The sequence below is a fragment of the Brenneria goodwinii genome (assembly GCF_002291445.1).
Taxonomy (GTDB): domain Bacteria; phylum Pseudomonadota; class Gammaproteobacteria; order Enterobacterales; family Enterobacteriaceae; genus Brenneria; species Brenneria goodwinii.
This window is the reverse complement of sequence record NZ_CP014137.1, coordinates 2,050,518-2,073,513: the sequence shown is the minus strand read 5'-3', so window position 1 is coordinate 2,073,513 and position 22,996 is coordinate 2,050,518. Positions and strand designations below refer to the sequence as shown.

The following is a 22,996-nucleotide window of genomic DNA, read 5'->3' as shown; positions in this document are numbered from 1 at the left end:
CGTTATTGTCCAGAATAATAACCAATGGGAGAAAAAGATAATGCAGGTAAACGTGGCTTTTGCGCTGAAGACTACATTACTGGCGTCATTACTCGCGCTGTCTGGTTGCGATCAGGCGGTTTCTTCATCCGAAGCGGCTAAAACAATAAGCGTCGAGCATGCGCAGGGGACCACCGAGGTTCCATTACATCCTAAAAAAGTCATTGTTTTTGATCCCGCGATTCTGGACACCATGGATGCCCTGAAAATCGATATCGCCGGCGTCCCGCAAACCAGCACGCATTTGCCCGAATACCTTGCCAAATACCGCGGTAGCGAATATATCAATGCCGGCACATTATTTGAGCCGAACTATGAAGCGCTCAGCAGCGCCCAGCCCGATCTGATTATCGCCGGCGGCCGAGCCACGGACGCTTACGAGAAGTTGAGCGGCATTGCGCCGACCATCTCCCTTAACGTTGATCCAAAACAGTTTATGACCAGCTTCAGCCAGCGGGTAGAACAGTTGGGTTCTATTTTCGGCAAAGAAGATGAAGCAAAAAAACAGCTGGAAGAATTTAAACAGCAGATTGCCCAGACTCGTGAAAAATCCGCCAATGCGGGAACGGCGCTGGTGCTGATGGTCTCCGGCGGAAAGATGTCGGCCTATGGTCCGGGATCGCGTTTTGGTTTTATATTTGATGAACTGGGATTTAAACAGGCCGCTGAATTTCCTGAAGCGGGTTCCGGGCGGCACGGCAACGTCGTGACCTCGGAGTTTTTACTGAGCGTGAATCCTGATTGGTTGTTCGTACTGGATCGCGACAGCGCCATCGGGCGGACCGGGGCAGGCGGGGAGTCGGCGCAGCAGGTGCTCGATAACCCATTGGTTCATAAAACCAACGCATGGCAAAACAAGCACATTGTTTATCTGGACTCCACTTCCATTTATATCTCTTCAGGCCTGCAAAGTTATAAAAATCTGATTGCGGATGTAAACAACGCATTGGATAAAAAATAACGGCTGACCGTGGCAGGAACAATGAAACCTCTCTACTTTGCGCTTGGTATCATTCTGCTGCTTGCCATGATCGTTGCCAGCCTCTTTTTGGGGGCTGGCAGAGTGAGTATGCAGGCAGTCTGGACCGATCAGTCCATGCGCGATATTTTCTTTATCAGCCGAGTGCCGCGCACGCTGGCTCTGCTTTTGGCGGGAAGCGCCATGAGTGTGGCCGGCTTGATCATGCAACTGTTGACCCAAAACCGGTTTGTGGAGCCGTCATTGGCCGGGACGACCCAGTCCGCGGGATTGGGCCTGCTGGTCATGATGGTGCTGGCGCCTTCCGCCCCGGTGTTTGTCAAAATGATTGTCGCCAGTCTGTTTGCGATGGGCGGCACGCTTTTGTTCATGCTATTGCTGAGACGGATTGTATTGAAATCCGCATTGGTGGTGCCGCTGGTGGGCATTATGCTTGGCGCGGTTATCAGCGCGATCACCACGTTCGGCGCCATGTATTACGATCTGTTGCAGGCGCTCGGCAGTTGGGAGTCAGGGGATTTTTCCGGCATTTTGCAGGGGCGGTATGAGCTGCTGTGGCTGGTCGGTTGTCTGACGCTGGCCGCCTGCTGGATCGCCGACCGCTTTACCGTTGCGGGTATGGGACGTGAGTTTTCGGTTAATGTCGGACTCAACTATCGGCAGGTTATGCTGATGGGACTGGCGATAGTGGCCGTCGTCAGCGGCGTGGTGGTGGTGGTGGCGGGAGCGCTGCCTTTCCTTGGCCTTATTGTGCCCAATCTTATCAGCATGTTGATGGGCGATAATGTACGCCGAACCATTCCGTGGGTTTGTCTGCTGGGCGGTGGGTTAGTCTTACTGTGTGACATCGTTGGCCGGATAATCCGGTATCCTTTTGAGATACCGGTCAGCGTCATCCTGGGTGTTATCGGGGCTATCGTTTTTCTTCTTCTGCTGTTAAATAAAAAACGTCATGTCAGTTAATAAAGCTAATTCGGTAACGCCATCCGTAACCCATGCCAAACGGCGTGGGTTGTCTTCGCCTCGCCGGTTGTTGCTGCTTGGCGTCTTGTCGCTGGGCGTGATGGTGATATTTATGACCATCAATCTTGGCAGTAACTTGCGTTATATCCTAACGCATCGTGGATTGATGCTTATTACCATGCTGTTGGTGGCGTTTGCCGCCAGCGCATCGACCGTGCTGTTTCAGACGGTGACCAATAACCGAATCCTGACCCCCTCCATTATGGGATTTGAGGCGCTGTTTGTTTTAATTCAAACCTCATTTATTTTCGTTTTTGGTCCACAGGGTATTCCCGCATTGGGCGTTCAGGGGAAATTTTTCTTTGAAACGCTGTTGATGGTGCTGTTTTCCGCGGTTCTTTATCGCTGGCTGTTCACCGGCAACCGCAACAATTTGCACCTGGTTTTATTGGTGGGCATTATCTGCGGAACGTTGTTCCGTAGTATCGCCAACCTGATGCAACGGTTACTGGATCCCAATGAATTCGCTATTTTGCAGGGGCGAATGTTCGCCACCTTTACCCGCGCCGCTCCCGAGTTGATTGGGCTGGCGGCGGTGATCTCGGTGATTATCGGTATCGTGATTTGGCGAATGCGTTTCCGCTTCGATGTGTTGGCGCTGGGACGTAATAGCGCGATTAATCTGGGCATGGATTACAAACGTAGCGTAACGGTGATTCTGCTGTTGGTTTCCGTATTAGTGTCGGTTTCGACGGCGTTGGTCGGGCCATTGACCTTTTTGGGCTTCATGGTGGCCAATCTGGCGTATTTGATTATCGGTTCCAGCCAACACCGTTTTCTGCTGCCGGCCGCGTTTCTGCTGGGGGTTATCTCACTGGTCGGCGGACAGTTGATTCTTGAACATCTGTTGGGGATGTCCGGCGCGTTGTCCGTGGTCATTGAATTTATCGGCGGTTCACTGTTTATTTTGTTGTTACTTAGGAAGGTTTCCCTGTGATTGAAATCGGTGATGTAACTAAAACTTACAATAATGTGGCGGTTTTGCAAAACGTCACGGCCACCATTCCCAGAGGGGGAGTTACCTCAATTATCGGCCCCAACGGCGCTGGGAAATCGACGCTCTTGTCAATCATCAGCCGATTGCTGGATGCCGATCGGGGCCAGGTTAGCGTCAACGGAATGGACGTGACGACGACGCCCAGCGATAAACTGGCGACCTGCCTGTCTGTGTTACGGCAAGAGAATCAGTTTACCAGCCGGTTAACCGTTGCCGAACTGGTGGGATTCGGCCGTTATCCCTATACCAAAGGCCGCTTAAATGCTGACGATCGCGCGCGCATTGAAGCGGCGATGGCATTTCTCAATCTGACCGAATTCAGAGATCGTTTTCTTGACGAGTTGTCCGGCGGGCAGCGGCAACGAGCTTATGTCGCCATGGTCTTGTGTCAGGATACGGAATATGTGCTGCTGGATGAACCGCTCAATAATCTGGACATGAAGCACGCGGTGGCCATGATGAAACAGATTCGCCGCGCCGCGGATGAGTTGAAAAAAACCATCGTCCTGGTTATCCACGATATCAATTTCGCTTCTACCTATTCCGACTACATTATCGCCATGCGCCAGGGACGGATTATCTATAATGGCACGCCGGAAGAAATCATGGTTCCCGAGGTGCTTGAAGATATTTTCGACACCGAGGTCGCCATTGAAAAGATTCATAATCAGCGTATTGCCGTGTATTATCGATAATTACCGGATTCCGAAAATCCATCTTGTCGCAGATAGCTGCTAACCTGTATGGTTAGCGTTATAGAAGAATCTGTGTATGACTTAAGTAAGGGTAGAAAAATGGATAAGGATACTAAGCCTTGTTTCCAGGATGTACTGGAGTTTGTTCGTATGTTCCGTCGTAAAAATAAACTGCAGCGAGAAATTATTGATAACGAAAAGAAAATTCGTGATAACCAGAAGCGTGTTTTACTGCTTGATAACCTGAGCGACTATATCAAGCCGGGTATGAGCATTGAAGATATTCAGGGGATCATCGCCAGTATGCGCAGCGACTATGAAGATCGCGTTGACGATTACATCATTAAGAATGCCGACCTGTCGAAAGAACGTCGTGAATTGTCCAAGAAATTGAAAGCGATGGGTGAAGTGAAATAACCGCAGCAGCGAACATCGCTGCTGTCGCTGTATCCAATCTGTCAGGGATCGCATTCGCGATCCCTTTTTGTTGTCGCCCCTAAACCATTTTCTATCAAGACGAGTTTTTACTATCTTCCCCTCCATGATGTTTTCCCTGTTTATGAGGCGGATCGCTGCTGTATTACTATGCCTGCCGTCTATCGCTATCTATGCGCAATGGGACGCTCCCCGCATGCGCCTGGGGCATTGTTGCAATGGATAATATTGGTTGCGCGCCGCCTCTCAGCAATGGATTTTTGCACTGCGCTGAATGCCTGTGATGTTACAAGATTCGTCTTCCTGAAACCCTGAAATGGCCGAACCGCCGTTCCTCAACGTGGCCGGACGATGAACCGAATATCCGTAAGCACCCTCGCCATTGCTGCGATCCTTGGTATCCTGCCGCTGTTGATGTTGCCGCATATTCCGCCGCAAATAATGCTATGGGGCGGGATAGCGTTGTCGGTAATGATAGGGATGAAAGCCCGCCATTGCGCGTTGCGATTCATGGCCATCGTGCTGTTCGTTTTTTGTTGGTCAGGACTAACGGCGCAGGCGCTGCTGCAACAAATCGAACAGGTTACTCAGCGTGCCGTTACTGCGGTGGCGACGATTAACAGCATACGCTTCGCCGGGGTTGACGAACCCTGGGCGATTGTCCGATTGGAGAAAATAGGCCGTCGCTGGGTATATCCTCCGCTGTATGCTCAGGTGATGCTGCCGCCTGATATGCAAAACTGGTGCGGCGGGCAACGTTGGCGGATCGCCGCCAATTTCCGTCCGGTGCACAGCCGCCTTAATCAAGGGGGATTCGACAGCCAGCGCTGGGCGGTTGCGAAACGCCAGCCGCTATCAGGACGAATAACGGCAGCCCAGGTCATAGACGCATCCTGCGATCTGCGTCAGCGTATTATTTCTCATGCCGAACAGCGGATAATGTCGCTGCCGTGGCGCGCTATTTTGCTGGCGCTGGCGTTCGGTGAAATGAAAACGGTGAACGCTGAAACAAAAATGACGTTGCAGAAAACCGGCACCATGCATTTGATGGCGATTTCCGGGCTGCATATCGCCCTTGCTGCGTTATTCGGCTGGGGCGTTGCAAGGGCCGTGCAATATTTTTTGCCCGTTCATAACATTGGCTATTGTTTCCCGTTATTCGTCAGCGGATTGGTGTCATGGGCGTATGTCTGGCTCGCTGGCGGCAATCCGCCCGCGGTAAGAGCGGCGTTGGCGCTTAGCGTGTGGATCCTGCTGAGAACAAAAGGGGTGATATGTTCGCCATGGCAGGTGTGGCTGTGGTGTATCGCGCTCATTTTAGTCTTTGATCCGCTCAGCGTGCTGTCCGACAGTTTCTGGCTTTCTTGCCTTGCCGTGGCCTCACTGATTTTCTGGTTTCAATGGGCGCCCTTACCGCAACGTTGCCAACACGGTATTTATTGGTGCTGGTTACGCTGGCTGCATTTGCAGATGGGAATGACGCTGTTGTTGATGCCGTTGCAAGTCGGCATGTTTCACGGTTTCAGCCTGACGTCTTTGCCGGCAAATCTATGGGCGATACCTGTCGTCTCATTTATTACCACGCCTCTGGTTCTTCTGGCGTTGCCCACTATGTACGTCACCGATCTGGATTATTGGCTGTGGTGGTTAGCCGATATGTCGTTGAGGGCGGTGTTTACTCCCCTGACAATGATGCAGACCGGCTGGGTCGATCTCGAGGATTCTCTGCTGGCCGGCAGCATTGCCGGTTGGTTATGCGTTGTGATCTGGCGTTTCGCGTGGTGGCGCTATTATCCCGCCAGCCTTGTCAGCTTAATCATTCTTCTTGTGATGTCGCGGATGAAAAACGAACAGCCGAACTGGCGGGTCGATATGCTGGATGTGGGGCATGGGCTCGCTGTGGTGATCGAGCGCAACGGGAAAGCCGTCTTGTATGACACGGGAAACCGCTGGGACACCGGCGATATGGCGACAAAAGAGATATTGCCCTACCTGCGCTGGCGTGGTTTGGCTGTGGAAAAAATTATTTTAAGTCATAGCCATATGGATCATATCGGCGGATTGGCGGTATTGAAATCCGCTTATCCGGCGGCGGAAATTTTCAGTCCATTTACACAACCGGATCACCGGCCTTGCCGGCGGGGCGAGCGGTGGTTCTGGCAGGGATTGTCCTTTACGGTTTTGTGGCCGGCCGCTCAGGTGAATAGGGCCGAGAATAGCGATTCCTGCGTGGTTCGCATTGATGGTGGCAACTACCGCGTGTTGTTGACCGGCGATATTGAGTCAGATGCGGAGCAAAGACTGGTCCGCTGGCAGAGAAATGCGCTGACGGCGGATTTGTTACAAATTCCCCATCATGGCAGCGGCAGTTCGTCTTCTCCGCCTTTTATTCGTGCGGTGAAGGCGCAACGCATCATATCATCCAGCGCGCGTTATAATCCGTGGCGGCTGCCCGCGACAAAAATTGTGGCTCGTTATCGCCAGTATGGTTATGAGTGGCTTGATACCGCGACGTCAGGACAATTAAGCGTACGTTTTTTCAACGACTCATGGCAGGTATTACGCTTCAGAGAGCAATTATCGCCCCGTTGGTATCATCAGTGGTTTGGCGTAAAGCGGTATAATGAGTAAAATAGGCGGCTATTTCTTATGGGCTCAGGTTTATTGCATGCTGAATGATAAAGATCTCTCCACCTGGCAGACGTTTCGTCGCCTATGGCCGATGATCTCTCCCTTTAAAGCGGGGCTAATTGTGGCCGCGATCGCGCTGGTCGTTAATGCGGCTGGCGATACGTTGATGTTGTCTCTCCTCAAGCCGTTACTTGATGAGGGGTTTGGTAAAACCGATCGTTCTGTTTTGCTGTGGATGCCGCTCGTGGTCATTGGATTGATGCTGATGCGCGGCGCATCCGGTTTCGTTTCCAGCTACTGTGTGGCCTGGGTATCCGGAAAAGTGGTTATGGGGATGCGTCGTCGGCTGTTTAACCACATTATGGGAATGCCGGTTAGTTTTTTTGACCAACAATCAACCGGGACGCTATTGTCCCGCATTACTTACGATTCCGAGCAGGTCGCCGCGTCGTCGTCAAACGCTTTGATTACGGTTGTCAGAGAAGGGGCATCCATCATCGGCCTCTTCATTCTGATGTTCTATTACAGTTGGCAGTTATCGATCATCCTGATTGTCATTGCGCCGATTGTGTCAGTGGCTATCCGGGTTGTCTCCAAACGTTTCCGTAATATTAGTAAGAATATGCAGGATACGATGGGGCTGGTCACCACCAGCGCGGAGCAAATGCTAAAAGGCCATAAAGAGGTATTGATTTTCGGCGGTCAGGATGTTGAGGCCCAGCGCTTTAATAAAGTCAGTAACCGCATGCGGCGCCAGGGCATGAAGCTGGTGTCCACCGCTTCCATTTCCGATCCTATCATCCAGTTGATCGCTTCGCTGGCGCTGGCCTTTGTTTTGTATGCCGCCAGCTTTCCAAGCGTGATGGAAACCTTGACGGCCGGGACGATTACGGTTGTCTTCTCATCAATGATTGCGCTGATGCGCCCGCTCAAGTCGTTGACTAACGTCAATGCTCAGTTCCAGCGCGGGATGGCGGCCTGTCAGACGCTGTTTGCCATTCTGGATATGGAGCAGGAAAAAGATACCGGCAAGCTGGAGCTGGCGCGCGCCAAGGGCGATCTGGAATTCCGCAATGTCAATTTTGCCTATACGGGTAGAGATAACCTGGCGTTGAAAAATGTCAGCTTGCATATTCCACCGGGTAAAACCGTCGCGCTGGTTGGTCGTTCAGGATCGGGTAAATCGACTATCGCTAGTTTGATCACCCGTTTCTATGATATCCAATCTGGCGAAATTCTGTTGGATGGGCACGATCTGCGCGAATATACGCTGGCGTCTTTGCGTAACCAGGTTGCGTTGGTGTCACAGAATGTGCACCTGTTTAATGACACGATAGCCAATAATATCGCCTATGCCTGCAACGATCGCTATAGCCGTGAAGAGATTGAGCGGGCGGCTAAAATGGCGCACGCCATGGACTTCATCAGTACGATGGAACACGGGCTGGATACCATGATTGGCGAAAACGGCGTCCTGCTTTCCGGCGGGCAGCGTCAGCGTGTCGCCATCGCGCGTGCATTATTGCGTGATTGTCCTATCCTGGTGTTGGATGAAGCCACCTCCGCGCTGGATACGGAATCGGAGCGGGCCATTCAATCCGCTCTGGACGAACTGCAAAGAGATCGTACCGCGTTGGTGATTGCGCACCGCTTATCCACCATTGAAAAAGCGGACGAAATACTGGTTGTTGAAGATGGGCGCATTATCGAACGCGGCGAGCATTCCGAGCTGCTGGCGAAGAATGGCGCCTATGCCCAATTACACAAAATGCAGTTTGGCGAATGATTGAACGCATCTGGTCGGGGCGCTCGCCGCTTTATTGGCTACTGGTCCCGTTGTCGGTGTTATACGGGTTTATCACTTTTCTGATACGCCAGAGTTACCGCCGGGGATGGCGCAAAAGCTGGCGGGCGCCAGTGCCGGTTATTGTGGTGGGGAACCTGACGGCGGGCGGCAACGGTAAAACCCCGGTTGTTATCTGGCTGGTAGAACAGCTACAGCGTAAAGGATACCGGGTGGGCGTGGTTTCCCGCGGTTACGGCGGCAAAGCGCAACATTACCCGTTGCTGGTTGATGACGATGTAACCACGGCACAGGCGGGCGACGAACCGGTACTGATTTATCAGCGTACCGGCGCGCCGGTCGCCGTTGCCCCTCAGCGGCGTCTGGCGGTGGAAGCATTGCTGGCGCGTTATCCGTTGGATATGGTGATCACCGATGACGGATTACAGCATTATGCCTTGGCCCGTGATATTGAGCTGGTTGTGGTGGATGGCATCCGGCGCTTTGGCAACGGCTGGTGGTTGCCGGCCGGTCCAATGCGTGAACGGGAAAGCCGGTTGCGCTCGGTGGATGCGGTTATCGTGAATGGCGGAACCGCCCAAGCCGGAGAGATCGCGATGCATTTGACGTCAGGAATGGCGATTAATCTGCTCTCTGGAGAAAAACGTCCGGTAAGTCGGTTACAAAATGTGGTGGCGATGGCGGGCATTGGTTACCCTCAGCGTTTTTTTACTACGCTTCGTGACGCCGGCGTGAGTATTTCACGTGAAGTGGCGTTTGCCGATCACCAAAGCTATCAGCCCGACCAACTGAAACAACTGACCGCCGATGAACGGCAACCCCTGCTGATGACGGAAAAGGATGCGGTTAAATGCCGGACATTCGCCAGCCGGAACTGGTGGTATCTGCCCGTCGATGCGGTATTGGCGGAGCCGCAGGCCGCACGGTTGATTGACCGGCTGGCAGCGCTGTCGGTTAAGCATTAGCCAGCGTAGAGGGACAGACCGTAATTGTTATGACGATACCCAATGGATTTCGGGCCGCGGCCGGGCGGCATGAGTGAATAGCACGGCTACAGCTTGCAAGATGTGGGGTATATAACCTTGTTAGCTTCTTAATGGAGGAAGCATGGATCACCGTTTGCTTGAAATTGTTGCTTGTCCCGTATGTAACGGACGACTGTACTTTAATAAAGAAAAACTGGAACTGATATGCAAGGTCGATGGTCTGGCTTATCCGGTGCGTGACGGTATTCCGGTGTTGCTTGAGCATGAAGCGCGTAAATTAGGGGCTGACGAGATCACACAATGAACTTCAATGTCATTATCCCGGCGCGTTTTGCCTCAAGCCGTTTGCCGGGCAAACCGCTGGCGGATATCAACGGAAAGCCAATGATTGTGCACGTGATGGAGCGTGCGCTGGAATCTGGCGCTCAGCGTGTTATTGTGGCGACCGATCATCCGGACGTGCAGGACGTCGTCAGTCAGTCTGGCGGAGAAGTCTGTTTAACGCGCGCGGACCACAATTCCGGAACGGAACGCCTGGCTGAAGTTATTGAGCGTTATGGATTTTCTGACGATGAAATCATCGTGAACGTTCAGGGTGACGAACCGTTGATTCCGCCGGTGATCATTCGCCAGGTCGCTGAGAATCTGTCGACCTGCCGAGCCGGTATGGCGACGCTGGCCGTACCGATTGAAACCAGTGAAGAAGCGTTTAATCCCAATGCGGTTAAAGTTGTGACGGATGCCGAAGGGTACGCGCTGTATTTTTCTCGAGCGACGATCCCCTGGGAGCGCGAGCGCTTTGCCCACACGCGGGATTCCATCGGCGATCACTTTTTACGGCATATCGGTATTTATGCCTATCGAGCGGGATTTGTGCGTCGCTATGTCGGTTGGGCGCCCAGTCGGCTGGAACAAATTGAGTTGCTGGAGCAGCTTCGTGTTTTGTGGTACGGCGAGAAAATTCACGTTGCGGTGGCAAAAGCCATTCCCAGCGTAGGCGTTGATACGCCGGAAGATTTGGTTCGCGTGCGTGAAGCGATAGCGAAGCTGTCATAGTTTGTCTGTTGGCGGCGGTTTGGCTGCCAACTTTTCGGCCTGCCAACTATTTTCTCCGCCAACGACGTCCCGCCTCATGATGGTTTATCCAGCCGGTTTTTTCTCTGTTTTCCTGTCAGGCGAAGCCGTTACCGTTTCTCTCGATCCGCCTTTCTTTGATCTGTATTGAAGAAATTACCCCCGGCTAATCGCATGATTGAATATAAAGCGATTCTGCCAAGCAGAGGTCTGGCTATTTATGGAACAATTAAAAGCTGAATTAAGTGCGGTCCTTGGGGAAAGCCTTAGTCGACTTGAGCGGGTAAGCGAGCAGCCTTACGCGCATCTTTATGCCTTGTATGATAAGGAAGGCAACGCAATCCCTTTGTTAGCCAAAAGCTATGTTTGTCAGGGCGTGGCGCAACAAGAAGCCTATAAACTCTCTATGTTGGCGAGAGAAGGGGACGTTCGGCTTCCCACGGTATATGGTTTGGTGATTACTCAGCAGTCGCCTTATAAAGAGCTGCTGCTGATCGAGCGTCTGCGCGGCGTCTCCGTTGAAGCGCCGACCCGGACAGCGCAACGCTGGACGTTGCTGATGGATCAGATTGTGGAAAATGTGCTGGCCTGGCATCGTATTGATAGTCACGGTTGCGTCGGCTCCGTCGACAGTACGCAGGATAATGACTGGTTTAGCTGGTATCAACAACGTTTGGAAGTGTTGTGGGCTACGTTGCTCAATATTAATGCGGCGTTATTGACACAGGCGGATCGCAGTCTGCTTTACCGTTCTCGCCAATGTCTGCCCGCTTTATTTGATGGTTTCAACGACAGCTGCGTACTGGTGCACGGCAATCTCTCTTTGCGTAGCATGCTGAAAGATTCGCGCAGCGATCAATTACTGGCGATGATTAATCCGGGCGTGATGCTCTGGGCTCCCAGAGAGTATGAACTGATGCGGTTGTGTGAGCCGGGCATGCCGGAGCAACTGTTATATCATTACCTCAGTAAAGCGCCGGTTGCCGAGTCATTTGTCTATCGCCGCTGGCTGTATGTTATCTGGGAGGCGGCGGCCCGTTATATTCATACCGGGCAGTTGGATCGACGGCTGTTTGATATGGCCTCGCGTGAATTGTCTCCCTGGTTGGAATAGAACGCAATACGGCCTGATTGATCCATGAGGGTTGGGTTTACGGCGCGACGATAACCTTCCCGCGCGGTGTCCCGGCTGATAAAACGCCGGGAGTTATGCATCGTCGCGCCTGGCAACCCCTCTGGAATGGATCGGTAATCCCAAGCGGCATTAGCCTGATTGTTCCGGGGTATCCTGCACCGGTTTGACGCCTTTCAGCCGTTGCCAGATGCGTCCCAACGTTTCGTACCATGCCCGCTCGCTATGTGACAGCGCATACGCCGATGGCAATATTTTCTCCCATGGGTTGAGTGCCGTCGTGATCGCCATTTGGTTGGCGGGCGCCGGGATAGGGCTCAGTCCTTGCGCCTGGAAAAAACGGACCGCGCGCGGTAGGTGGCTAGCCGATGTCACCAGCAAAAACGGCTGTTTGCCCATCACTTTTGCTGCACTGATGGCTTCTTCTTCCGTATCCCTGGGGGTATCCAGCGTCAGGATATCCTGCGCCGGAACGCCCAGACTTTCGGCGACCAGCGCCGCTGTTTTCGCGCTGGTTACCGGATTACCCTGTGCCGCGGCGCCGGTAAAAATCATTTTTGCGCCCGGGTTGGCGTGATAAAGCCGGACGCCTTCCGTTACGCGCGGCAGGCTGTTATTGATGAGGTTGGAACTCGGCGCCCAGTCCGGGTTATAGGTATATCCGCCGCCCAACACCACAATGTAATCCACTTTAGGCTGGCCCTGTTCTGGTTGCCAGGTTGGATAGTGCGCTTCCAGGGGCAATAAGAGCCGATCGGAGACCGGTTGAACACTGATCAGCACCAGCGTCAGCCAGCTCGCTAAAATCAGCGTTTTACCACCGCGTTGCCAGCGAGTGAATCCAATTAATAACAGACCGATACCCATCAATAGCAAGAGCATGGGGAGTGGCTGTAACAGGCTGCCGATAACCTTTTTAATGATAAACGACATAAAATTATGTTCCTTTTGGCTGAAAAAGCCGCATCCGGGCAAATATCATGGGGTAAGACGATTTATTCTAAGTCAGCCTGTGCCAAAATAGCAGTTTCAACAATCTCCGGCGCACTGAATTTCCATGCGTTTTTTATTCGCTTTAACTATCATGACGCGGAACCTTTGACCGATGCAGGATCGCAATTTTAACGATATCGCTGAAAAGTTTGCCCAAAATATTTATGGCACCACCAAGGGGAAACTGAGGCAGGCGGTGTTATGGCAGGATCTCAGCGGTCTGCTGGCGCAGTTTCCCGAACGCCCGTTGCGGATTTTGGATGCCGGCGGGGGAGAAGGGCATATGGCCTGCCGTCTGGCGGCTTTAGGACATCAGGTCTTGTTGTGCGATTTGTCAGATGAGATGATTCAGCGTGCTAAAAATGCCGCAACCGCGCAAAATGTGGATCATAACATGCGTTTTGTACAATGTGCCGCACAGGATATCGGGCAGTATATGGAAAGGCCCGCCGATCTGATATTGTTTCACGCGGTGCTGGAATGGGTGGCTCAACCTCAGCAAGTGCTTAAGATATTGTATGATTGTTTGTCGCCGGACGGCGTTTTATCCCTGATGTTCTATAACCGTCATGGTTTGCTGATGCGTAACATGGTGTTGGGTAATTTTGCGTACGTGCAGGCGGGTATGCCGAAGCGTAAACGGCGATCGTTATCTCCCGATCATCCGCTGGATCCGCAGCAGGTTTATGGCTGGCTTGATGAGCTAGGCTTCTCCATCAGTGGAAAAACGGGCGTGCGGGTGTTTCATGACTATTTGCAGAATAAGCAGCAGCAAAGTGATAATTTTGCCGAAATTCTTGAGCTTGAACAGCGTTATTGCCGGCAGGAACCCTTTGTAAGTCTGGGGCGTTATATCCATGTCATGGCGCATAAAACCCATTTGAAGGATGCATTATGAGTGATTTTTCCCAGACTGTACCCGAACTGGTCGCCTGGGCACGAAAAAATGATTTTTCCCTTTCACTTCCCACCGAACGTCTGGCGTTTTTGCTGGCAATCGCGACACTGAACGGTGAGCGCATGGATGGTGAAATGAGCGAAGGCGAACTGGTTGACGCTTTTCGCCACGTCAGTCAGGGATTTGATCAAACGAATGAAACCATAACCGTGCGTGCCAATAATGCGATTAATGATTTGGTGCGTCAGCGATTGCTCAATCGCTTTACCAGTGAGCTGGCGGATGGCAATGCCATCTATCGCCTGACGCCGCTGGGTATTGGTATTACCGATTACTATATTCGCCAGCGCGAGTTTTCGACGCTGCGCCTTTCTATGCAGCTCTCTATCGTGGCCCAGGAGCTGAGCCGGGCGGCGGATGCCGCTGAAGAGGGCGGTGATGAGTTTCACTGGCACCGGAATGTCTTTGCGCCGTTAAAATATTCCGTTGCGGAAATTTTCGACAGTATCGATTTATCCCAACGCCTAATGGATGAGCAACAGCAAGGGGTCAAAGACGATATCGCCGCGTTGTTGACTCAGGATTGGCGCTCGGCGATTACCAACTGTGAGCAACTGTTGACGGAAACATCGGATACCCTGCGCGAACTGCAGGATACGCTGGAAGCCGCCGGCGACAAACTACAGGCCAGCCTATTGAGCATTCAGGATGCTATCCTGAATAACGCCAGCAACTTGGAATTTGTTGATAAGCTGGTATTCGATCTGCAAAACAAGCTCGACCGTATTGTTAGCTGGGGTCAGCAAACCATCGATTTATGGATCGGTTACGATCGTCATGTGCATAAATTTATCCGTACGGCGATTGATATGGATAAAAACCGGGTATTTGCACAACGCCTGCGCCAGTCGGTGCAAAGCTATTTTGATCATCCCTGGGCATTAACCTGCGCCAACGCCGATCGCTTGTTGGATATGCGTGATGAGGAGTTGGCGTTGCGCAGCGATGAAGTCACCGGCGAATTACCCGAAGAGCTGGAATATGAAGAATTTAGCGAGATGCGGGAGCAATTGATTGCGTTGGTGGAGCAGGCTCTGCATAAATATAAAGAGCAGCAGATACCGCTGAATCTGGGCGATGTGATGCGCGAATATCTGGCGCAGTATCCCCGCTCGCGGCACTTTGATGTTGCCCGAATCGTGGTCGACCAGGCAGTTCGCCTGGGTGTGGCCGAATCAGATTTCACCGGATTGCCTGCGCTATGGCAGGTAATCAATGATTACGGAGCCAAGGTACAGGCCCATGTCATCGACAAATATTGAACAAACCATGCCAGCTAAAATGGCGAAAGCGCTGTCGAATATGTTGTTCCCGGCGCTGGACAGCCAGTTACGCGCTGGCCGTCATATCGGGATAGAAGAGTTGGAAAATCATGCCTTTCTGATGGATTTTCAGGAAGAGCTGGAAGAATTTTACAGCCGTTACAATGTGGAGCTGATTCGCGCGCCGGAAGGTTTTTTCTACCTGCGCCCCCGCTCAACCACGTTGATCCCGCGTTCGGTTTTGTCTGAGCTGGATATGATGGTGGGGAAAATTCTCTGCTATTTGTATCTCAGCCCGGAACGTTTGGCGCATGAAGGTATCTTCAGCCAGCAGGAGTTATACGAAGAGTTGCTCAGCCTGGCGGATGAAAACAAATTACTGAAGGTGGTTAACCAGCGTTCAACCGGTTCCGATCTGGATCGGCAGAAGCTGCAGGAAAAAGTACGAACCTCCCTTAACCGGCTTCGCCGGCTGGGGATGATCTACTTTATGAGCAGCGACAACAACAAATTTCGTATTACCGAATCCGTGTTTCGCTTCGGTGCCGATGTGCGTAGCGGCGATGATGCCCGCGAGGCGCAATTGCGGATGATCCGCGAAGGTGAAGCGATGCCTATCGAAAGTAGCCTGTCGCTGAAAGACGAAAATGATGAGAACGATCGCACAGATGATACCCCGTCAGAGAGTGCTGAGGATGAACAGGAATGATTGAACGCGGTAAATTTCGCTCACTGACGCTGGTTAACTGGAATGGTTTTTTTGCCCGTACGTTTGACCTGGATGAGTTGGTTACCACCTTATCCGGGGGAAATGGCGCCGGTAAATCGACCACCATGGCGGCGTTTATTACGGCGCTGATCCCTGACCTGACCCTGCTGCATTTCCGCAATACAACCGAAGCCGGCGCCACCAGCGGTTCGCGCGACAAAGGCCTGCACGGCAAGCTGCGCGCCGGGGTATGTTATTCCACCATTGATGTGATTAATTCACGGCATCAGCGCGTGCTGATTGGGGTTCGGCTGCAACAGGTGGCCGGCCGCGATCGCAAGGTGGATATTAAACCCTTCACTATTCAGGGGCTGCCGACATCAATACAGCCGACGCAGCTTTTGACCCAGGTGGTTGGCGAACGTCAGGCGCGCGTGCTGTCTCTGCCCGAACTGAAAGAACGCATTGATGAGATGGAAGGCGTTCAGTTCAAACAGTTTAACTCCATCACGGATTATCACTCGCTGATGTTCGATCTGGGCATTGTCCCGCGCCGGTTGCGTTCGGCATCCGATCGCAGCAAGTTCTATCGGCTGATTGAAGCGTCGCTGTACGGCGGGATATCCAGCGCCATTACCCGTTCTCTGCGTGACTACTTGCTGCCGGAAAACAGCGGCGTGCGGAAAGCGTTTCAGGATATGGAAGCGGCGTTGCGTGAAAACCGTATGACGCTGGAAGCGATTCGCGTTACCCAATCCGATCGTGATTTGTTTAAGCATTTGATCTCTGAAGCAACGTCTTATGTCGCCGCAGACTATATGCGCCACGCCAATGAACGCCGGATACATCTGGATAGCGCGCTGGAGCTGCGCCGCGATCTGTTCGGCAGCCGTAAGCAACTGATCGCCGAACAGTACCGCCATGTGGAAATGGCGCGCGAACTGGAGGAGCAGAGCGGTGCGGAGGGCGATCTGGAGACGGATTACCAGGCTGCCAGCGATCACCTGAATCTGGTGCAGACGGCCATGCGTCAGCAGGAAAAAATCGAGCGTTATAACGCCGATTTGGAAGAGCTGAGCTATCGGCTGGAAGAACAGAATGAAGTCGTTGAAGAGGCGCGTGAACAGCAGGCGGAAAACGAAGCCCGGGCCGATGCCGCGGAGCTGGAAGTGGATGAGCTGAAAAGTCAGCTTGCCGATTACCAGCAGGCGCTTGATGTTCAGCAAACCCGCGCTATTCAATATCAGCAGGCGCAGCAGGCATTGGAACGCGCCCGGACATTATGCCAGTTGCCGGATTTGACCGTGGACAACGTCGATGAATGGCTGGAAAGCTATCAGGCGAAAGAGCAGGAAACCACGCAACTCTTGTTGATGCTCGAGCAGAAACTAAGCGTTGCCGACGCGGCCCACAGCCAGTTTGAGGAGGCTTATCAACTGGTAACGCGTATCGCCGGCGCGGTTAGCCGTAGCGATGCCTGGCAGGTCGCGCGCGATCTGTTGCGTGACGGCTCATCGCAGCGTTATCAAGCGGAGCGGGTACAGCCGCTGCGGATGCGGTTATCGGAGCTGGAACAGCGTCTGCGCGAACAGCAGGATGCCGAACGGTTGTTGCAAGATTTCTGTAAACGCAATGGGCAGGATTATCAGCCGGAAGACCTTGAGTCTCTCCAGCAGGAGCTTGAGGCAACAATTGAAACCCTCTCGGCGCTGGTTGCGGAGGCGGGGGAACGACGGCTGGCGCTGCGTCAGGAGCTGGAGCAGGTTCAGCAGCGTATTCAGCAGTTGACCGCCCGCGCGCCCGTTTGGCTGGCGGCGCAGGAAACGCTGACGCAGTTGAGCGAACAAAGCGGCGAGACGTTCGCGGACAGCCGTCAGGTAACGGAGTACATGCAGCAACTGCTGGAGCTTGAACGTGAAAAGACGGTTGAGCGCGACGAAATCGCTACCCGCAAACGGCAGGTTGAAACACAGATTGAGCGTCTTAGCCAGCCCGGCGGATCTGAAGATCCGCGATTGAATGCGCTGGCCGAGCGTTTTGGCGGCGTATTATTGTCAGAAATCTACGATGACGTGACGCTGGATGACGCGCCTTATTTCTCGGCGCTGTATGGTCCTTCCCGCCACGGGATTGTGGTGGCGGACCTCTCGCTGGTGCGCGAGCAACTGGCCGGGCTGGAAGATTGCCCCGAAGATTTGTATCTGATTGAAGGCGATCCTCAGTCGTTCGATGACAGCGTTTTCGCCGTCGAGGAATTGGAACGTGCGGTGGTGGTTAAGGTCGCCGATCGGCAGTGGCGTTATTCCCGTTTCCCTGACGTTCCGCTGTTTGGCCGCGCCGCGCGGGAAAAGCGTCTTGAAAGCCTGCGAGACGAACGTGAAATCCTGGCGGAGCAATACGCGACGTTATCCTTTGATGTGCAGAAAACGCAGCGGTTACATCAGGCCTTCAGCCGTTTCATCGGCACGCATCTGGCGGTGGCGTTTGATGACGATCCTGAAGCGCAAATTCGCACCTTGAATTCGCGCCGCGGCGAGCTAGAGCGGGCGATCGCCAATTTTGATAGCGAAAATCAGCAGCAGCGCCAGCAATACGAGCTGGCTAAAGAGGGCAGCGCCCAGTTGAACAGACTGATCCCGCGCATCAGTCTGTTATGTGATGACAGCCTGCAGGATCGGGTTGAAGACATCCGCGCCGAGTTGGATGAAACCGAAGAATCGGTTCGTTTTATCCAGCAGCACGGCGATACGCTGGCAAAACTGGAACCGATGGTTTCTGTGCTGCAGAGCGATCCTCAACAGCATGAGCAGCTTCAGGAAGATTACGTACAGGCGCAGAACGCGCAGCGTCAGGCTAAACAGCAGGAGTTTGCGTTAACCGAGGTTGTACAACGCCGCGCGCACTTCAGCTATAGCGATTCGGCGGGGATGCTGGACGAAAACGCCGACCTTAACGATAAGCTGCGCCAACGCCTGGAGCTGGCCGAAGCAGAACGGATGAGGGCGCGTGAACAACTGCGCCAGCATCAGGCTCAGCTAACCCAGTACAGTCAGGTCCAGGCATCGTTGAAGAGCTCGTATGACGCAAAATGCGACATGCTGAAAGAGCTTACACAAGAGTTGCAGGATATTGGCGTGCGCGCGGATGTCGATGCCGAGTCCCGCGCCCGTCAGCGTCGGGATGAGTTACATACGGCCCTGAGTAATAATCGTGCGCGCCGCAATCAGTTGGAAAAACAGATTACCTTCTGTGAAGCGGAAATGGAGAGTTTGCAGAAAAAACTCCGCAAACTTGAGCGCGATTACTATCAGATGCGTGAGCAGGTGGTGACGGCGAAAGCCGGCTGGTGCGCCGTGATGCGTCTGGTCAAAGACAACGGCGTCGAACGGCGGCTGCACCGTCGCGAATTAGCCTATATGGACGGCGATGAGCTTCGTTCCATGTCGGATAAGGCGCTGGGGGCATTGCGTCTGGCGGTGGCGGACAACGAACATCTGCGGGACGTGCTGCGTCTTTCCGAAGATCCGAAACGTCCGGAGCGCAAAATTCAATTCTATATCGCGGTTTACCAACATCTGCGCGAGCGTATCCGGCAGGATATTATTCGCACGGACGATCCGGTTGAAGCCATCGAACAGATGGAAATTGAGCTGAACCGGCTGACTGAAGAACTGACCGCGCGCGAGCAGACGCTGGCCATCAGTTCGCGCAGCGTGGCGAATATTATTCGCAAGACGATTCAGCGCGAGCAAAACCGTATTCGCATGCTGAACCAGGGGCTGCAATCCGTGGCGTTCGGTCAGGTAAAAAGCGTGCGGCTGAATGTGAATGTGCGTGAAACGCATACGACGTTGCTGAATGTTCTGTCTGAACAGCAGGAGGTGCATCAGGATCTGTTTAACAGTAACCGGCTGACCTTCTCTGAAGCGCTGGCGAAACTGTATCAGCGTCTGAATCCTGAAATCGATATGGGACAGCGCACGCCGCAAACTATCGGCGAAGAGCTGCTGGATTACCGTAATTACCTTGAGATGGAAGTTGAGGTTAACCGGGGAGCCGACGGATGGTTGCGGGCGGAAAGCGGCGCGTTGTCGACCGGGGAAGCGATCGGCACCGGTATGTCAATTCTGGTGATGGTGGTGCAAAGTTGGGAAGAAGAGTCGAAGCGGCTGCGCGGCAAAGATATTTCACCTTGCCGCTTGTTGTTCCTTGATGAAGCCGCCCGTCTGGATGCGAAGTCCATTGCGACGCTGTTTGAACTCTGCGATCGTCTGGAAATGCAATTGATCATTGCGGCACCGGAAAATATCAGTCCTGAAAAAGGGACGACGTATAAACTGGTTCGTAAGGTTTATCAAAACAACGAGCATGTTCATGTCGTTGGACTGCGGGGGTTTGCGGGGGAAACCGCGGAAACTCAAGAGCAAGCGTCGTAGCCGGTATTAATTCGACATTTTATGTTTAAAGCCGCTTTTTAGAGCGGCTTTAATTTTGGGAAGTGTTATAGCCAATATGTCCGCGATTTAAAGTATGACGGAGATAGCTCAGTAAAATATTCCGGTGACAATTGAAGCAAAAATGATTTTCTCTTTATATACTAGCAGAGAGGCTGGCGACATATTTCAGTCTGGCAAGATGGTAATTGCCGTATTCGATGACATGAAAATATTGCCACTTAGAAAAATAATCATTTTCTCTGCAATATTTGAGCTGAACTGTTTTATTTCTGCCATCAACGTGGCTTGTCGTGGAAGGCATTGTAGTTAATGTGTACAGGGGATAATGGATGTTGTTATATAAACGAAAAACGCAGAGGCTACTGTGGGGTGCTGGTTGTATTTGGGTTTGTAGCCTGTTGCCTTCGTTTTCAGTGCTGGCGACATCATCCGAGATGTTATCCGGCCAATCTAAAAATGTGGGGTTTGTTTCAGCCGAAAATAGCAGGGTAGCCTTGTTATCGGCATTGCCTAGCGGTGTTACGCTCCACTATCTTTCCGATTTGTCATCATTATATGCGCAGCATCATATGCAGCCGATGTGGACGGACGCTCAGTCCGTTCAACAGTTTCAACAGCAATTGGCCGAGTTGGCGATTTCCGGCGTACAGCCGCAGTTTACGACCTGGGTGACCTGGCTTGCCGATCCGCAGATAAGCGGATTCGCGCGCGATATTGTGTTATCTGACGCCATGCTGGGGTATTTGCAATTTGTCTCTGGTGTAGAAAGTAATGGCAATAGCTGGTTGTACAGCAGTACCCCTTACCGTTTGCAATCGCCTTCCGCCGGCGTGGTCAGCCAGTGGCAACATGCTGTGAAATCAGGCAATAGCGCGGTTTATGTCGCTTCATTGGCGCCACAGCATTCTCAATATGCCAAAATGCATCAGGCACTGAAAAACATGCTGGCCGATAATCACCCCTGGCCGACGTTAAATCTGTCTGAAAGCCTGCGCCCGGGGCAGTCAAGCCCGTCGATTCCCGTGTTGCGTGAAATTCTGCAGCGAACGGGGATGTTGGCGCCAGAAGCGTCTATCCCGTTATTCAGCGAAAATTCGGCAACGGCGGCGGTAAGCCAGCCGTTGGATAACCAACCGACAGAGGGCGCGCTTGTCGAATCTGAGAATATCTACAGTGGCGAACTGGTGGAGGCGGTAAAACGTTTCCAACATTGGCAGGGGCTGGATGATGACGGCGTTATTGGTAAGCGGACCCGCGACTGGCTAAATGTATCTCCGCAGGTGCGCGCTACGTTATTGGCGCTGAATATCCAGCGTTTACGTTTGCTGCGGGATGATGTGCATACGGGAATTATGGTCAATATTCCCAATTACTCCTTGATTTATTATCAGGATGGCGCGGAGCGGCTGTCATCGCGGGTTATTGTCGGTCAGCCACGGCGTAAAACGCCGCTAATGAGTTCCTCTCTGTACAATGTGGTGGTCAATCCGCCATGGAATGTCCCTACGACGCTAACGCGTCAGGATATTATCCCCAAGGTAATCCGCGATCCGGGCTATTTGCAACGTCATGGTTACACGGTATTGGCAGGCTGGAGCCAGGATGCGGAAGCGATTGATCCGATGATGATTGATTGGTCCATGGTATCGCCGGAACGTTTTCCTTACCGTCTGCGCCAGGCGCCGGGAGCAAACAATTCTCTCGGGCGTTATAAGTTCAATATGCCTAACTCTGAAGCAATTTATCTGCACGATACGCCGAACCATAATCTGTTTCAGAAGGATATCCGTGCTTTGAGCTCTGGCTGCGTGCGCGTCAATAAGGCCTCTGAACTGGCGAACCTGTTATTACAGGATGCCGGCTGGAATAATGCTCGCATCTCGTCCACCCTGGAACAGGGCAATACCACCTATGTGTCCATCAAACACCGGATTCCGGTCAGTCTGTATTATTTGACCGCATGGGTCGCTGATGATGGCAAGCCGCAATTCAGAACAGATATTTACAATTATGATATTACGGCAAGGTCGGGAACCCAGGTTTTACATAAAGCCGGGTTGTTATTGCAGTAAATAATGAAAATTCCGGGAATTAACGGACAGACAGAAGATCTGCCGGGCGGGGAATCATTGCGATCCCCCGCACTCCCTTGAGTAAAGCGGGTTGACTCGCTTTTCTTAGGCGGTTAAGGTGCAAGGCAGTGTGTTTTTATGCCTTTATATACCGTTCTTTTAGTCAGGTAACCCGTTCTATGGAAGATATTGACAATCATCGCCGTAAATGGCTTGCGCTGGGTGGTGCAGCATTAGGTATTGCACTTCTTCCCGGTCAGGCATTCGCAACGTTATCTACCCCCCGCCCACGTATTTTGACCCTTAATAACCTTAATACGGGCGAACGAATCAAAACCGAGTTTTTTGACGGCCGGCGTTATAATAAAGAAGAGTTATCGCGTCTGAATCATTTTTTCCGTGATTATCGAGCGAATAAAGTTAAAACCATCGACCCGCAGCTTTTTGATCAGCTTTACCGATTACAGGTCATGTTGGAAACAAACAAACCCGTTCAACTGATTTCCGGATATCGTGCGGTAGATACCAACAATGAGTTGCGTGCTCATCATAAAGGCGTCGCCAAGCAAAGTTATCATACCAAAGGGCAGGCAATGGATTTTCATATTGATGGCGTCCAGCTTGCCAACCTACGTAAAGCGGCAGTAAAAATGCGCGCAGGCGGCGTCGGTTATTATCCCCGCAGTAACTTTGTCCATATTGACACCGGCCCAGTACGTACCTGGTAGGTTAATAGCGTATACTCTAACT

Annotated in this window: 18 protein-coding genes; 17 read left to right on the top strand and 1 reads right to left on the bottom strand. The window is 52.5% G+C overall.

The genetic code is table 11. From position 1 onward, the window contains the following. The first annotated feature begins 40 nt into the window (after positions 1-40). The 11 genes from ACN28R_RS09295 (at position 41) to ACN28R_RS09245 (ending at position 11,777) form a co-directional block, all read left to right on the top strand. Positions 41-1,000, top strand: coding sequence for a siderophore ABC transporter substrate-binding protein (locus tag ACN28R_RS09295; RefSeq protein ID WP_048639194.1), 960 nt, complete (start codon positions 41-43; stop codon positions 998-1,000). A gap of 21 nt (positions 1,001-1,021) precedes the next feature. After that, positions 1,022-1,981 (top strand): ABC transporter permease, encoded by a 960-nt coding sequence (locus ACN28R_RS09290; RefSeq protein WP_048639193.1) that lies wholly within the window; start codon positions 1,022-1,024, stop codon positions 1,979-1,981. Continuing rightward, positions 1,971-2,978, top strand: coding sequence for an iron chelate uptake ABC transporter family permease subunit (locus tag ACN28R_RS09285; RefSeq protein WP_095834224.1), 1,008 nt, complete (start codon positions 1,971-1,973; stop codon positions 2,976-2,978). Before ACN28R_RS09290 ends, ACN28R_RS09285 begins: the two co-directional genes overlap by 11 nt. Further along, positions 2,975-3,733, top strand: coding sequence for an iron ABC transporter ATP-binding protein (locus tag ACN28R_RS09280; protein ID WP_048639191.1), 759 nt, complete (start codon positions 2,975-2,977; stop codon positions 3,731-3,733). Before ACN28R_RS09285 ends, ACN28R_RS09280 begins: the two co-directional genes overlap by 4 nt. A gap of 99 nt (positions 3,734-3,832) precedes the next feature. Beyond that, on the top strand, positions 3,833-4,150 hold the full coding sequence (gene tmaR, locus ACN28R_RS09275) for a PTS system regulator TmaR (protein WP_048639190.1): 318 nt from the start codon (positions 3,833-3,835) through the stop codon (positions 4,148-4,150). A gap of 369 nt (positions 4,151-4,519) precedes the next feature. Then, positions 4,520-6,799 (top strand): ComEC family protein, encoded by a 2,280-nt coding sequence (locus ACN28R_RS09270; RefSeq protein ID WP_183096752.1) that lies wholly within the window; start codon positions 4,520-4,522, stop codon positions 6,797-6,799. A 37-nt stretch (positions 6,800-6,836) separates the two neighbouring features. After that, positions 6,837-8,585, top strand: coding sequence for a lipid A ABC transporter ATP-binding protein/permease MsbA (gene msbA, locus ACN28R_RS09265; RefSeq protein WP_048639974.1), 1,749 nt, complete (start codon positions 6,837-6,839; stop codon positions 8,583-8,585). Continuing rightward, positions 8,582-9,568: a tetraacyldisaccharide 4'-kinase gene (lpxK, locus tag ACN28R_RS09260; protein WP_095834223.1), complete on the top strand. Its 987-nt coding sequence runs from the start codon at positions 8,582-8,584 to the stop codon at positions 9,566-9,568. The genes msbA and lpxK overlap by 4 nt, the downstream gene beginning before the upstream one ends. Before the next feature lie 142 nt (positions 9,569-9,710). Then, entirely contained in the window at positions 9,711-9,893 is a 183-nt protein-coding gene (locus ACN28R_RS09255) for a Trm112 family protein (RefSeq protein WP_048639188.1), read from the top strand. Continuing rightward, complete coding sequence (gene kdsB / locus ACN28R_RS09250) at positions 9,890-10,645, top strand: 3-deoxy-manno-octulosonate cytidylyltransferase (RefSeq protein ID WP_048639187.1); 756 nt, start codon at positions 9,890-9,892, stop codon at positions 10,643-10,645. Before ACN28R_RS09255 ends, kdsB begins: the two co-directional genes overlap by 4 nt. Positions 10,646-10,883: 238 nt before the next feature. Then, positions 10,884-11,777 (top strand): YcbJ family phosphotransferase, encoded by an 894-nt coding sequence (locus ACN28R_RS09245; protein ID WP_048639186.1) that lies wholly within the window; start codon positions 10,884-10,886, stop codon positions 11,775-11,777. A 150-nt stretch (positions 11,778-11,927) separates the two neighbouring features. Here the strand turns inward: ACN28R_RS09245 and elyC are convergent, their stop codons facing one another. Further along, on the bottom strand, positions 11,928-12,728 hold the full coding sequence (gene elyC / locus ACN28R_RS09240; protein WP_095834222.1) for an envelope biogenesis factor ElyC: 801 nt from the start codon (positions 12,726-12,728) through the stop codon (positions 11,928-11,930). 172 nt (positions 12,729-12,900) lie between these two features. On the opposite strand from elyC, the gene cmoM reads away from it, so the two are divergent. From cmoM to mepK, 6 genes are all read left to right on the top strand, one after another. After that, positions 12,901-13,686, top strand: coding sequence for a tRNA uridine 5-oxyacetic acid(34) methyltransferase CmoM (cmoM, locus tag ACN28R_RS09235; RefSeq protein ID WP_048639184.1), 786 nt, complete (start codon positions 12,901-12,903; stop codon positions 13,684-13,686). Beyond that, a complete protein-coding gene (gene mukF / locus ACN28R_RS09230) occupies positions 13,683-15,008 on the top strand; it encodes a chromosome partition protein MukF (protein ID WP_048639183.1) in 1,326 nt (441 codons plus the stop codon). The genes cmoM and mukF overlap by 4 nt, the downstream gene beginning before the upstream one ends. Beyond that, positions 14,989-15,717, top strand: a complete 729-nt coding sequence (gene mukE, locus ACN28R_RS09225; RefSeq protein WP_095834221.1) for a chromosome partition protein MukE — start codon at positions 14,989-14,991, stop codon at positions 15,715-15,717. Before mukF ends, mukE begins: the two co-directional genes overlap by 20 nt. Further along, positions 15,714-20,153 (top strand): chromosome partition protein MukB, encoded by a 4,440-nt coding sequence (gene mukB, locus ACN28R_RS09220; RefSeq protein ID WP_095834220.1) that lies wholly within the window; start codon positions 15,714-15,716, stop codon positions 20,151-20,153. The genes mukE and mukB overlap by 4 nt, the downstream gene beginning before the upstream one ends. Before the next feature lie 350 nt (positions 20,154-20,503). After that, entirely contained in the window at positions 20,504-22,246 is a 1,743-nt protein-coding gene (gene ldtD, locus ACN28R_RS09215) for a L,D-transpeptidase (protein WP_095834219.1), read from the top strand. Positions 22,247-22,425: 179 nt separating this feature from the next. Continuing rightward, positions 22,426-22,974 carry a peptidoglycan L,D-endopeptidase MepK gene (gene mepK, locus ACN28R_RS09210; RefSeq protein WP_095834218.1) on the top strand — a complete coding sequence of 183 codons (549 nt, stop codon included), beginning with the start codon at positions 22,426-22,428 and terminating at the stop codon, positions 22,972-22,974. Positions 22,975-22,996 lie beyond the last annotated feature (22 nt).